Here is a 13284-nt window from a genome sequence, read left to right as displayed (position 1 = left end):
GCGCTTACTCTGGCGCGACCGGCAAGGCACGCTTGTGCGCTGTCGCCAGATGCATCGCGAGGATCCGCTGGCGGGCCGGTTCGGCAATCGATTTGCCTTCGAGAAAGTCGTCGATGTTGTCGTATGTCACGCCATACACGTCTTCGTCAGGCCGCAGCGGCGCATCGCTTTCGAGGTCTGCAGTGGGCACCTTGTAGATCAGCGACTGCGGTGCGCCAAGACGTGCGGCGATCGCCCGAACACGTCGCTTCGTGAGACCTGCAAGTGGCGTGATATCGGCAGCACCATCACCGAACTTGGTGAAGAACCCCATCAGCGCCTCTGCTGCATGGTCGGTCCCAATCACCAGGCCGCGCACGGCGCCGGCTAGCGCATATTGCGCAATCATGCGCTGGCGAGCCTTGATGTTACCCAAGTGAAAATCCAGCCGCGCCGGCTCGAAGAGGTCCCCTGCATCGCGACGGACGTCTGCCAACATGGCGTCCGCTGCCGGCTTGATGTTGATCGTCACCGTGCGATCTGGGCCAATCACATCGAGCGAAGCCTGCGCATCGGCCTCATCGGCCTGGATGCCGTATGGCAGGCGCACGGCGATGAATTGCGCTTCGTGACCGTGTTCGCGCAAGCGCCGGACGGCGGCTTGCGCAAGCATTGCCGCAGTCAGGGAGTCGACGCCGCCGCTGATGCCAAGGACATAGGCGCGCATCGCGGATGCCCTGAGGTAGTCGGCCAGAAACGTGATGCGCCGCTCGGTCTCCACACCGGCGTCGAACTCCGACGCTACGCCAAGGGTCCGGATGATATCAGCCTGTAGCTCAAGCACGATGGCCGCTCCCTGTTGTGGCCTGGCAGTGCCAGCCTTTGGCGAAAGAAGTTCGCGCAGGTAATTCGCTAAGCGCCGGCAGTGTCAATGCTCCTCCCTCGAGAAGGCATTGCCAACGTGCCGGACCTCAACGAGTCAAGCCGCGCCAGCCTCATGGGAAGCTGGCGCAGCCTGTTTTGCTCATTTCGGAGTTCGTGGCTGCTTAGACCAGCACGTCGCCGTCGCGGGCGACGATGCGTCCGCCCGAGATCACCAGCTTGCGCGGGGGGCAACGGATCAGCGCATCGGAGACGTTTTCGGCATCTACCAGCACGATGTCGGCACGCGAACCCGCGACGAGGTCATGCACGTCGCGTCCGACAAAATGCGCACCGCCCTTGGTCGCCAGTTCCACGGCAGCAAGGAGCTTGTCGTCGTGGCGCAGGCCGCTCAACCGTGCGAACTGATGCGCAACGCGCAGCATGTCGCCATCGCCGAAGGGTGACCACAAATCGCGGGTGCCGTCGGTGCCGAGTCCGAGAGGCACGGAGCGTTGCCGCATCTGCTGCCAGGGCAGCGGCGCCGTGCCACCCATGGCGACCGTCGTCCATGAGACACCCGCTTCCGCGAGCTTCTCGACGATCTCTTCCTGTACGTTCTGGGGCAGCGTACCGAGCACGAAGCCGTGCGAGATGGTGACGCGCCCCTGCAGGCCGGCATCGATCGTGCGCCGCATGACCTGCCGAAACTCGTAGACGCCAAGCGAGCCGAACTCGTGCAGATGGAAATCGAGCCCGACGTTACGCTTCACGGCGATGTCGAAGAGACCGTCCAGCACGGCCTCGACATTGCCGTCGATCGTGCCCGGGTCGAGGCCACCGATATTGTCCGCGCCCGCCTTTGCCGCCTCGTCAAGCAGTTGCATCACGCCGGGGCGGCGCAGCACGCCGTCCTGCGGGAAAGCGACTGTTTCGACCTGGATGGCATCGCCGAGTTCGGCCTTGGCCGCCTCGACGCACTCCAGTCCGCGCAGCCCGACACCCAGGTCGACGTCGACATGGGTGCGGGTCGCCGTCGTGCCGTTGCGGACGAACTGGCGCAGCACCGCAGCGCTCGATGATACGTTCGGAACGCCATACTTGTCACGCTGGGCGCGCTCGTTGGCGATCCAGCCCTCGACGGTCGGGCGGTCGGAATAGGTGTAGCCGACCCAGGGCTTGCCCCACCAGCTCTTGTCGACATGCGCATGCGTGTTGACGAAGCCCGGCATGGCAAGCAGGCCGCCGCCGTCGACATCGCCGGCTTCAGGCTTCGAGGCTGGGCGGATGCCGGCAATCCGATCGCCCTCGATGAGGATGTCCACCGTGTCAGCGCCCCACGGGCGTATGTTGGACAGCGCGTAACTCTTGTCTTTCATCGTATTGGTCCTTGAATTGTAGTCATACGGTCGCAACCGGACCGAAGCTCAGCGGACGCGGCGCAGGAATGCCGCGGTTCGTTCGTGCCTGGGGTTGTCGAGCACGTCGCGCGCCGGGCCGTCCTCTAGGACGCGGCCCTGGTCCATGAACACCACCCGGTCGGCGACCTCCCGGGCGAAGCCGATCTCGTGCGTGACGACCAGCATCGTCATGCCTTCTTCCGCCACCTTGCGCATGGTGGTGAGCACCTCGCCGACGAGCTCGGGATCGAGCGCGCTGGTGGGTTCGTCGAACATCATCAGCCGCGGTTCCATCGCCAGCGCCCGGGCGATGGCTACGCGCTGCTGCTGGCCGCCCGACAACTGGCTTGGATATGCATCCGCACGCTCGGACATCCCGACAAGCGCGAGCAGCTTCTCAGCCTTGTCGACGCTCTCCTTGCGCGGGCGCTTCAGGATCTTCACCGGGCCGTAGACGACATTCTCCAGGGCGGTCATGTTGCCGAAGAGATTGAAGTGCTGGAACACCATTCCGATGTGCTGGCGCGCCTTGGCCACTGCGCGTTCATGCTGTTCGTAGAGCACGCCGCCGCGAAGTTCGTAGCCGATGCGTTCGCCTGCCACCTCGATCAGGCCGCCATCGACGGGGTCGAGGTGGTTGATGCAGCGCAGCAGCGTGCTCTTACCCGAACCGGACGGTCCCAGGACGCAGACGATCTCGCCCTTGCGGACCTGGATGTCGACGCCGCGCAGGACATGGTTTTCGCCCAGCCACTTGTTGACGCCCTCGACCTTGAGCATCGTGTTCGTCATCGCCGCGCCCATCACGCCGTCCCTCCGCTCACGGCGACGGCCACGCTTGTGGTCGCCGGACGTTGCTTTTTCCGGCGCGCCTGGCGCGACCCCGACTGGCTTACGTTGAAGTGCTTTTCCAGGAAGTGCTGGCCGATGCTGGCGACGGTGACCAGGATCAGGTACCAGAGCACCGCGACGATCAGCAGCGGCAGGATCTTGAAGTTCTGGCCATAGACCAGCTGCGCCCTGGTGAGCAGGTCGCTGCCGCCGATGACGGAGACCAGCGACGTCGCCTTGAGCATGCCGATGAACTGGTTGCCCGTCGGCGGGATGATCACGCGAATGCTCTGCGGCAGGACGATCTTGCGAAGCGCCTCACCACGGGTCAGACCGAGGCTCATCCCCGCATCCATCTGGCCGGCCGGCACCGACAGCATGCCACCGCGGATGACCTCTGCCATGTAGCCGGACTCGGCCAGCGACAGGGCAATCAGGCCGGCGGAAAACCCTGAGATGAGGCTGTTCGTGCTGTAGCCGAAGATCGTCGGGAACAGGACCGCGAGATTGTACCACAGCAGCACTTGCACCAGCATCGGCACGCCGCGGAAGAACCAGACATACCCACGCCCGATGACGCTCGCGACCTGGTTCTGGCTCTGGATCATCAACGCGATGACAAAGGCGAGTACGATGGAGATCAGCATCGCGAGCACGGACAGCTGGATCGTCACGCCCACGCCGCCAAGGATGACGGGATGGAACATGAACTGGGCAGCAACGCCCCACTCCATGTTCGCGTTGCCGGCCTGCGAGGCTGTGAACATCGACAGCAGTACGGCGACAATCAGGGCGGAGACGATCTGCCCGTACTTCATGCGTTGCTTGGCGCGAATGGGCGTGGGCTGTGTTGCGGGCTCTTCGCCCGGCCGCCGCACGTAGTGCGCGACGACCGGGCTGACTTCGCTTTGCTCAGAGCCCTCGATATTGAGAGTCGACATGAGCGTCAGTCCTTCGCCAGATTGACCCCGTAGTCTTCAAGTTTGATGACTTCGACCTTCCAGTTGGCGAGGATTTTGTCGTACGTGCCGTCTTCGTGGATGGCCTTGAGTGCCGCCACGAAGCCATCGCGCAGCCCGCTCTCTTCCTTGTTGAAGGTCATCCCGAGATAGACCTTCGGCTCGAAGTCGATCGGCAGGGAGTCAAGCACTTCGCCGGTTTCGCGCATAAGCACGGACACGGCCAGGTCGGGCCAGATCATCGCATCGATGCGACCCGAGGTGAGTGCAAGGTTCTTGTCGCTGCTGTTGGGATAGGAGACGAGCTTCGTCGGTTCCTTGCCTTCGGCAGTGCATGCCGCGGCCATCAGGTCGACCAGGCGCTGCGCGTCGCTGCCCTTGACGTCGCCGATCGTGATGCCGCAGCCGCCATTCACCGCGCCGGTTATCCCCTTGGGATTGCCCTTGGCGATCATGAACACCGAGCCGGCCAGCTGATAGTCGATGAAGTCGACCTTTTCCTGGCGGTTCTTGCGGTCCGTCATGCCTGCGATTGCGGCATCGAACTTCTTGCTCTGCATGCCGATCAGGATCTGGTCGAAAGGAACTTTCTCCCACTGGACCGGCAGGCCGAGTTTTTCCGCCATCGCCTCCATCAGGTCGACATTGTAGCCCTTGATGTCGGACTCGCCGATCGGGGTGAAGTTCGCGGGCTCGAAGTCGGGCTGGGTGGCAATGACCAGCGCCCCCTTCTCGCGATACTTTTCAGGCACGAGCTTGGCCAGCGGGGCGTCAGGCTTGAACCCGGCCTCCGCGGCGCCAGCTGGACTGTAGGCGGCGCTGCCGAGCAGGGTCAGGCTTGCTGCCGCAGCACCGATGGCCATCCGGACGCGATGCTTCCAAGGGTATGACATTGCTATTTCTCCTCCGTTTGTTGCGACCGATAAACCGTGGGCCTCCTCCGGCCGCACGTCGGTCAGGTGGTTCGCGCTACGATCGGCTTGCGGTCTCGGCAGAGGTCTCAGGGACACGGCGGGCAGGCGTGGCGCGGACCCGGAAATGATCTGTGTCGGAACGTGCTCTGTTCATGCAGTCCAGTCTGTCCGAGATGGCTAAGGCGTTAGCAGTCAGCAATTCTCAGTAGCTTCAAATTAGAGCATTTGAAAATTAAATAGCTGGATGCTATTCATTCGGAAATTCAATCCAAAAAGCATAGGCCGCGCGTGCTCGACCCCCGCCTTCTCCGCGCCTTCATCGGCATCCTCGACACGGGCAGCTTCACCCGTGCCGCAGAGCAGTTGCACCTGACGCAATCGACGATCAGCCAGCAGCTCGCCCGACTGGAGGAAACTGTCGGACATGCGCTGATCGATCGGGATGCAAGACCGATCAGCGCCACCGCTTCGGGCGAACGCCTGCAAGGCTACGCCCGCCGCATCCTCACTCTTCAGCAGGAGGCTCAAGCTGCGCTGGGCGATCCAGCGGGTCTGACGGCAATTCGCATTGGTCTGGCCGAAGACATTTTCGACGGTCCGATGGCGGCCTTGTTCCGGGAGTTCGCGCAAGGACGCCGCGAGATCAGGATGGACGTGACGTCAGGACTGAGCCGGGACTTGACCCGGCGCTACCGGGACGGCGAGTTCGACATCGCCGTGGTCAAGGAGCCGGCCCCAAGCGCGGATGCCCGCGCGTCCTTCCCCGAACCCATGGTATGGCTCGAGGCGATGGACGCCGACCACGACTGGCCGGACCCGATGCCGCTTGTGGTCTTCTCCCCGGGCGGCCTGTACCGCGACCAGATGTTCGAGCGCATCGAACGGGAACGCCGCCGCTGGTATGTCGCCTTCTCGAGCAGCAGCCTCCCCAACATCCTCGTGGCTGTTGAAGCCGGATTCGGTATCACGCTCCTGCCCGTCGCAACCACCCCTGGAAGACGGGTCAAGACTTACGCGCCCTTCGGCACAGAGCCACCGATTGCCGTCTCCATCTACTCCTGGGAGCAGACTGGCCCGGTCAAGGAGCTTGTCGAATGGATGTCTGCCGTGCTGAGACTACGCGGCGGCACGACCAACGCCGTCGTTCAAGGCTGATCAGTACAAGCGCCACGCCCGGCGTTGCTACAGCCCGGCGCTGCCCCACCCTGTTCAGCCCAGGACGGGATAGCTCGGCGTGAAGATTTCCGATACCGGCGGATGCTGCCAGCTTCTGTCGGGGTACTTTGCGATCAGACCCTCGAACTGCCGCTGCGCCTGCTCGCGGGCGGCGCGGATGTCGAAACCGGCAAGCTTGCCGTCGAGCATCGACAGGCGTCCGTCGACGAACACCGCCTGCGTGACCTTGCCCGAACCGCCAAGAACCAGCGTGGTGATCGGATCGACAGTCGGCGTCATGTAGGGGTCGTCGAGGCGGAAGACCGAGATGTCGGCCTTGGCGTCGACGGCGAGCCGTCCGATGTCGGTGCGGCCGAGTGCCTTGGCCCCGCCTAGCGTGGCGGCATCGTACAGATCCTTGCTGAGAACGGCATCAGATGCCTTCTCGCTGATCCGGCAGGCGACCAGGCCCATCAACAGATTCATCATCATGTCCTGCGGTGCCGTGTCGGTTGCCATGCCGATGTTGATGCCGAGCTTCCTGCAGGAGGCGAACGAGTTCAGCGTGCTGCCCATGCGCGCCGACACCAGCGGCGAGTGCGCGATCGAGACGCCGTTCTCGGCATAGAGCTTAAGGTCGTAGAGCGAGGCATGGGTGCCGTGCGGGGTAATCAGCCGCTCGCTCAGCAGGCCATGATCAGCCATCCAGCGCGGCCCCGACACGCCATGCAGCTTGTGCATGGTTTCAAGCTCGAGCTTGCCCTGGGCCATATGCAGCCGCACCCGGCAATCGAGGTCGCGCGCCGCAGCCATCGTCCGCTGCAGGACTTCGAGCGTGCAGGTCTCGACCCTATCGGGCGCCAGCATGCCATTGACCAGCCCGCCATGGCGGCCGTGCTGGCGCTCGATGAAGGCGATGGCATCGTCGAGACCAGCCAGGCCGCGTGCTTCGTCGAAGTCAGGCACGATCTTGCCCGGCGCCTCCAGCACCATGCCGCCCGAGCGGTAGGCGGGGCTGAGAAAGACGCGCAGGCCGAGGTCACCGGCCGCGTCCGCTGCCGCATCGAATTCGGCGACCGTCTCGCCCCATTCGCGATAATAGAGCGAGGCGATAGGTGCTGCCGACGTGACGCCGTTGAGCAAGGACAGGCCAAAGGCAAACTTTTTCTGGAAGGCCAATTCCTCGGGCGAATACATCTCGTATGGCCCACGCCCGACATAGGAGCGCGGTCAGATACGGCCCTTGGCCCATCCGGGCTGGTTGTCGTGGACGAGCACATAGGTGTCGATGTCGGACAGCGCGTCGAGGTCTATCAGGCCAGGGCTGATCAGGGCTGCGCCGAAGTCGATGCGCCTGGCGACCTCGCCATCAAAGTGGCGGCCGGCGAAGACAACCTCGCCTCCCTCGATCACCAACTCGCCGTGCGGCACCAGGCAGTGCCCTTCGCCGTGATAGGCAAGCAGCCAGTCGGCAGTCATGAGGGTACGGCCAGCGGGCCGCTGGCCAAGGGTCAGCTCTTCGGGACGTGTCATCGCCAATCCAGTCTGAAGTCGTCGCGCCTGGCGGCGAGCGGGCGCAGCTAAAGAAAGGGCGCTTCACCTTTCAGGATGAAGCGCCCAGGTCTTCTTGGGAGTTACCGTTTGGCTGGGCTTAGTCGCCGGCCATCTGCGTCAGCCAGTGGCGCGGCTTGTTGTCCGAGCGGAAGTCGACGCTCTTTACCTTGGCCTGCGTCGCCCAGGCGATCGGCTGCTGGTGCAGCGGAACGAGGATCGTGTCGTCCTTGGCGATCTTGAGGGCTGCTTCTTCCAGCGCCAGGCGCTTGGCGACGTCAGGTTCCTGCACGGCCTGCGCAACCAGCTTGTCCAGCTCCGGATAGGACCATCCGCCATAGTTCGACACGCCGACCTTGTCGTTCTTGGTCGAGAGCACCTGGGCCAGGATCGAGTAGGCGTCAAGCGTCGGCTCGTTGGCCCAGCTCAGGTTGAACATGTCGGCCTTGCCCTGCGTGCGCTTCGGCGACTGGACGGCGCGCGGCGCAATGTCGATCGAGACGTCGAAGCCGGCGCGCTTCAGCATGTTGGCGATGCCGGCGCAGAAGTCCTCCTCGTTAATGCTCTCGTCGTTGGAGCACATGTAGGTGAACTTCAAGCCTTCCTGACCGGCTTCCTTGAGCAGCGCCTTGGCGCGTTCCGGATCGGCCTTGCTGTAGGTGTCGAGTGACTTGGCGTAGCCTGCGATCTCAGGCGCGATCAGCGAGCCGGACGGACGGGCGAGCCCGCGCATCACCTTGGCGTTGATCAGGTCGCGGTCGATCGCGGCCTCGACAGCCTGGCGTACACGCACATCATTGAACGGGCTGGGACGACCATCTTCCAGCTTCTCCTTGCGGTTGAAGCCGAGGAAGACCGTGCGGAACTCCTGCTTCTTCAGCACCGTCAGGCCGGGCGTGCTTTCGAGACGCGGCAGATCCTGGATCGGCGCGGAGTCGACGAGGTCGACTTCGCCCGACAGCAGCGCTGCGACACGCGTCGCCGGCGAGGCGATCGGCATGTATTCGATGCGGTCGAGATTGTGTTTCTTCTCATCCCACCAGAGATCGTTGACCAGCAGCACGGTCTTGCTGTCGGCAACGCGGCTTTCGAGCTTGAAGGGGCCCGTACCGTTGGTGTTGTGGGTAGCGAAGCCTTCCGTCTTGGTGTCGACGGCAGTCGGCTTTTCGGTGTTGTTGTCCTTCAGCCACTTGCCGCTGAACATGAAGATGTTCGTCATGTCGTTGAGGAACAGCGACGTCGGCGCCGAGACCTCGATGTCGACGGTGTGGTCGTCGACCTTCTTGCTGCTGACATAGAGCGGGATGTTGCCGCGCAGCGGCGAGGCCGGATCGGTGACGCGGTTGAGCGAGGCGATCACGTCGTCGGCGGTGAAGTCGGCACCGTTGTGGAACTTGACGCCCTGGCGCAGGGTGAAGCGCCAGACCTTGTTGTCGATCAGCTCCCACTTGGTCGCCAGCGCCGGCTCGATCTTGAAGCTGGCGTCGTAGCGGACAAGGCCCTCATAGATGTGGTTGAGGAACGACAGGTTGAACGTCGACGCGATCGAGTCCGGATCGAGCGAATAGATGTCGGCGCGGCCGCCCCAACGCAGGGTTTCGGCACTTGCCGGTGCTGAGATGGCGATTGCTGCAACGGCACCGAGAATGAGTTTCTTAAAGCGAGACATTTTACCTCCCAAGGATCGCGCTTACTGAAACCCACCATCAATCTGATCGACAGGATTGTCAACAATCTTGTTGACGCAAATTGGCTGAATCGGTAGCAAAATTACGTCGGGTCACGCTGGAGCCATGTGGCGACCAGCTAACCGACGGGGCTGCCAGAAGGCCGGCGCCCAGCGGAAATGGAGGAAAGACCGCATGAGCGACCTGCTGTTGCTGCATGGAACCATCGTCACCGTCGATCCCGAGCGGCGCATCATCGAAGATGGCGCAATCGCGATCAGGGGTGACAGGATTGTCGACATTGGGTCGGCAAGCGAACTCGAACCGCGGCATCAGGACAAGAAGATTGTCGACTGCCGCGGCAAGCTGATCATTCCAGGCCTCATCGACGCCCACGGCCATGCCGGGCACGTGCTGATCCGCAGCATCGCGGCGGACACCAACTCGATGTGGATGCAGATCGTCACGCCGACCTACTACCACTACACCACCCGCGACTACTGGTATGCCGACGGCCTGGTGTCAGGCCTCGAGCGCCTGCGCGCCGGTGTCACCACAGGCGTCAGCATCATCTCATCCATGCCGCGCAGCGACGACCCGGTCTTCGCCAGCAACCATGCCAAGGCCTATGGCGAGATTGGCCTGCGCGAGATCATCTGCGTCGGCCCAGCCGGCCTGCCCTGGCCGCACCCGGTCACGCGCTGGGAGAGCGGCAAGCCGGAACGGCGACATATCTCGTTCGAGGAGATGATCGCAGGCGCCGAAGCGACCATCCAGGAGCTGAACGGCAGCGCCGACGGCCGCATCAACGTGTTCCTGACCCCCTTCACCATCGTGCCGTCGCTCGACCCGTCCAACACAACGACGCCCGACCGGGCGGTCAAGCTCACCGACAACGACCGCATGCAGGCCCGCCGCGTGCGCGAAACCGCCCGCAAATGGGGCGTGCGCATCCACTCCGACGCCTTCGCCGGCCAGATCCGCATGGCCTTCCAGGACAAGGAAAATGCCATCCTCGGACCCGACGTCCACCTGCAGCACTGCTGGGGCATCTCGCATGAAGAGGTCGACATTCTTGCCGAGACCGGCACCTTCGTCACCCACGCCCCGCCCGGCCGGGCGACGCCGATCCTCGACATGATCTCCAAGGGCGTGCCGGTAGCCGTCACCTCCGACGGCGTCTCGCCGAGCCGCCACTTCGACATGTTCCAGATGGCGCGGCTGGCCCAGTACACGCAGCACCTGCTGCATAACCACGACCGCTACCTGCTGCCGCCGGGCAAGATGTTCGAGATGATCACCATCGATGCCGCAAAGGCACTCGGCATGGATCACGAGATCGGCTCGCTGGAGGTCGGCAAGAAGGCCGACATCGCCATCATCAACATGCGCCAGCCGCACCTGACGCCCAATTGGATGGTCGTCCACCGGCTGGTCCAGCAGGTCCTCGGCAGCGACGTCGACACCGTCATCGTCGACGGTAAGATCCTGATGGAAGGCACCAAGGTGCTGACCACCGACATGGAGCAGGCGCTCGATTTCGGCGAACGCGAGGCGCAGGCGCTAGTCGAACGCGCCGGCCTTCAGGCGCACATGCACGATCCGGCATGGGGCAAGCTCTACCGCACCTTTGAGGAAGCAGTGGTGCCGCCGGCACCGCCGGTTCTTTGATGCCAGCATCCATGGCGGCTTGCCGAAGCACAGCCACCATCCACCAAAGCAAAGGGGCCTTCCGGCCCCTTTTTTCATTTCCGTCCTTAACTGTTTGCCGCCCTCAGCGGCAGATCGGCATCGGCAGGTGCCGCCCCCTTCTGGCGCGGGAAATCATAGGCGTTGACCTTCGACGTCACATAACCTGCGCCGACAAGCGCTTCGGCGATCTTGAGGGCGGCAGTGACCCCATCGATGACAGGCACGCCTGTTGCCTTCGCCAGGCGGTCGCACAGGCTCGACATGCCGGCGCAGCCGAGGATGATCGCCTCAGCGCGATCATAGAGCTTTGCCCGTTCGATCGTCTCGATCAGCAAACGCTCGGCCGTCTCGGGGTCTTCCTCGAGCCCGAGCACCGGCAGGTCGATGGCGTGTACGGCGCGGCAATGGTGCCCGGCGCCATAGGCCTGGACGATGTCCTCGATGATCGGCACCGAACGCGGCAGCGTGGTGACCACAGAGAAGCGGCGGCTGATGGTCATGGCCACCTGCACCGCCGCCTGGCAGATGCCGATGACCGGCCCCTTGGCAACTTCGCGCGCGGCATGCAGGCCCGGATCGTCGAAGCAGGCGATCACGTAAGCGTCGACGCCCTCACCCTCGCCCTTGCGGATTTCCGACAACATGTCTGGCACGGCCAGCGCCTCGTCGGCGCTGCCTTCGATACTGACAGGCGTCCTGGTCGGATTGACGGCGCTCACATGCGTCGCCGCATTGGCAACGCGCAACGCGCTTTCCAGCGCTTGGTTGGTCATGGAAGCGGTCGAATTTGGATTGATCAGGCGGATATGCACTTTGCTGGATCCTACTCGCCGCGTTCGTTTGCCTTGAGCACATCCGCGATCGCCGGTGCCTTGAGCACGAACTGGCGGTCGGAGGTGATGTAGTTGTCTGCGTGAAGCCGGGCGATCGGCTGGTAGACTTCGGGATTTACATAGCGTCCCGCCTCGTCGAGGCAGTCGCGGCGCACATGCATGTGCACCACTTCGCCCAGCACGAGCAGGCGACGCGGATACTCGATCAGCCGTTCGACACGGCATTCGAACGCGCATGGCGCGTTGGTCACGTAGTCGACGTCGATCTGGGCGCCGCGAGCGGTGGGCAGCCCTGCCATCTCGAGTTCGTCGACATCACTTTCGAAGCCCAGGCCGCAGACGAGCATCTGCTGCGACAGGGTCATGTCGACCATGTTGACCACGAACTCGCCGGTGCGGCGGATGTTGACGACGGTGTCCTTGTCCTCGCCGGTGGCGCGCGGCTGGATGCCCAGCACGACGATCGGCGGCTCGTGTGAGAACACGTTGAAGAAGCTCATCGGGGCCGCATTGCTGTGCCCCGCGGCCGAGCGGGTGGTGACGAGCGCGATCGGCCGCGGACCAATGAAATTGGTCAGCAGGCGATAGCGGCTTTCCATCTCCAGCTTTGTGAAATCGAACTCCATATGCCCTCTCAACACCGAACCGCTTGGTACACAATTTTATACTAGATTGTCAGCAAAATGGGATTCGGGTAATTTATTGGAATGTTGACTTTTAACTGTCCATGACGAATGTCGGCCTTCGCAGGAGGCAGCGCTTCATGACCGAACAAGCAAGCGTTTCGACGCAGCAGATTGTCGAAAAAGTATGGCTTTCGATTGCCGAGCGCCGGCTGCGGCCGGGCGTCCAGCTCAAGGAAGGCCAACTGGCCGAAATCTTCGACGTCAGCCGCGCGCGCATTCGCCAGGCGCTGACGGCGCTCGAGCGCGAAGGGCTTGTGACGATCATCCCCAACCGCGGCGCTTTCGTCTGCCAGCCGTCCGTCGACGAGGCCCGGGACGTGTTCTTCGTGCGCCGCTCGGTCGAGCGCTGCGTCGTCGAGCGCATCTGCACGTCGAGGTCGAAGGCCGATGTCACCAGGCTGCGCAGCCATGTCGCGCGCGAGCGGGTCGCAAACGCGAACGATGCCACTACCGACATCATCAAGCTGTCCGGAGGCTTCCACCTCCTGCTCGCCGAACTCTCCGGCTCGGACTTCCTGTTCGGCATGATGCGCGACCTGATCTCGCGCACGTCGCTGATCACCGCCGTGTATCGCAACACCGCGCGCTTCAACTGCGGGCCGGACGAACATGACGAAATCGTCGAGGCCATCGCCGCCGGCGATGTCGAAACGGCCTCGCGGCTGATGCAACATCATCTCGACCATGTGGAGTCCGAGCTCGACCTCAGGGAGGTTCGCGACATGTCGCATGACCTCAAGGCCGCCTTGGCATAGC

At 63.4% G+C, this 13284-nt stretch carries 11 protein-coding genes and 1 pseudogene; 3 read left to right on the top strand and 9 right to left on the bottom strand.

Annotated elements, in window-relative coordinates; translation table 11 throughout:
* Window positions 1–4: 4 nt before the first annotated feature.
* From nadE to ACSQ3E_RS18700, 5 genes are all read right to left on the bottom strand, one after another.
* On the bottom strand, window positions 5–826 hold the full coding sequence (nadE, locus tag ACSQ3E_RS18720; RefSeq protein ID WP_436123897.1) for an ammonia-dependent NAD(+) synthetase: 822 nt from the start codon (window positions 824–826) through the stop codon (window positions 5–7).
* A gap of 199 nt (window positions 827–1025) precedes the next feature.
* A complete protein-coding gene (locus ACSQ3E_RS18715; protein ID WP_436123857.1) occupies window positions 1026–2219 on the bottom strand; it encodes an amidohydrolase in 1194 nt (397 codons plus the stop codon).
* 48 nt (window positions 2220–2267) lie between these two features.
* Complete coding sequence (locus tag ACSQ3E_RS18710; RefSeq protein WP_436123856.1) at window positions 2268–3032, bottom strand: amino acid ABC transporter ATP-binding protein; 765 nt, start codon at window positions 3030–3032, stop codon at window positions 2268–2270.
* A gap of 11 nt (window positions 3033–3043) precedes the next feature.
* A complete protein-coding gene (locus ACSQ3E_RS18705; protein ID WP_436123855.1) occupies window positions 3044–4012 on the bottom strand; it encodes an amino acid ABC transporter permease in 969 nt (322 codons plus the stop codon).
* A 5-nt stretch (window positions 4013–4017) separates the two neighbouring features.
* The gene (locus ACSQ3E_RS18700) at window positions 4018–4923 is read right to left on the bottom strand and encodes a transporter substrate-binding domain-containing protein (protein ID WP_436123854.1); all 906 of its coding nucleotides are present in this window, start codon (window positions 4921–4923) and stop codon (window positions 4018–4020) included.
* A gap of 309 nt (window positions 4924–5232) precedes the next feature.
* On the opposite strand from ACSQ3E_RS18700, the gene ACSQ3E_RS18695 reads away from it, so the two are divergent.
* Window positions 5233–6099, top strand: coding sequence for a LysR family transcriptional regulator (locus ACSQ3E_RS18695; protein ID WP_436123853.1), 867 nt, complete (start codon window positions 5233–5235; stop codon window positions 6097–6099).
* 54 nt (window positions 6100–6153) lie between these two features.
* Here ACSQ3E_RS18695 and ACSQ3E_RS18690 read toward each other — a convergent pair.
* A pseudogene (locus tag ACSQ3E_RS18690) lies at window positions 6154–7632 on the bottom strand (amidohydrolase family protein).
* Window positions 7633–7750: 118 nt separating this feature from the next.
* Window positions 7751–9319 carry an ABC transporter substrate-binding protein gene (locus ACSQ3E_RS18685; protein WP_436123852.1) on the bottom strand — a complete coding sequence of 523 codons (1569 nt, stop codon included), beginning with the start codon at window positions 9317–9319 and terminating at the stop codon, window positions 7751–7753.
* A 193-nt stretch (window positions 9320–9512) separates the two neighbouring features.
* Here ACSQ3E_RS18685 and ACSQ3E_RS18680 point away from each other — a divergent pair, with 193 nt between their 5' ends.
* A complete protein-coding gene (locus tag ACSQ3E_RS18680) occupies window positions 9513–10988 on the top strand; it encodes an amidohydrolase family protein (protein ID WP_436123851.1) in 1476 nt (491 codons plus the stop codon).
* Window positions 10989–11074: 86 nt separating this feature from the next.
* On the opposite strand, the gene ACSQ3E_RS18675 is transcribed toward ACSQ3E_RS18680, so the two are convergent.
* Together ACSQ3E_RS18675 and ACSQ3E_RS18670 are read right to left on the bottom strand one after the other, a co-directional pair.
* Window positions 11075–11821, bottom strand: coding sequence for an aspartate/glutamate racemase family protein (locus ACSQ3E_RS18675; RefSeq protein WP_436123850.1), 747 nt, complete (start codon window positions 11819–11821; stop codon window positions 11075–11077).
* A gap of 11 nt (window positions 11822–11832) precedes the next feature.
* On the bottom strand, window positions 11833–12468 hold the full coding sequence (locus tag ACSQ3E_RS18670) for a flavin reductase family protein (protein WP_310326038.1): 636 nt from the start codon (window positions 12466–12468) through the stop codon (window positions 11833–11835).
* Between the two features lie 137 nt (window positions 12469–12605).
* Here ACSQ3E_RS18670 and ACSQ3E_RS18665 point away from each other — a divergent pair, with 137 nt between their 5' ends.
* Entirely contained in the window at window positions 12606–13283 is a 678-nt protein-coding gene (locus ACSQ3E_RS18665; RefSeq protein WP_436123849.1) for a GntR family transcriptional regulator, read from the top strand.
* The last annotated feature ends 1 nt before the right edge of the window (window position 13284 follow it).

Origin of the sequence: Aminobacter sp. LjRoot7, assembly GCF_964252895.1 — a bacterium.
GTDB classification, from domain to species: domain Bacteria; phylum Pseudomonadota; class Alphaproteobacteria; order Rhizobiales; family Rhizobiaceae; genus Aminobacter; species Aminobacter aminovorans_B.
Note: the sequence above shows the minus strand (reverse complement) of the source record. Positions and strands in the feature narration are given on the sequence as shown.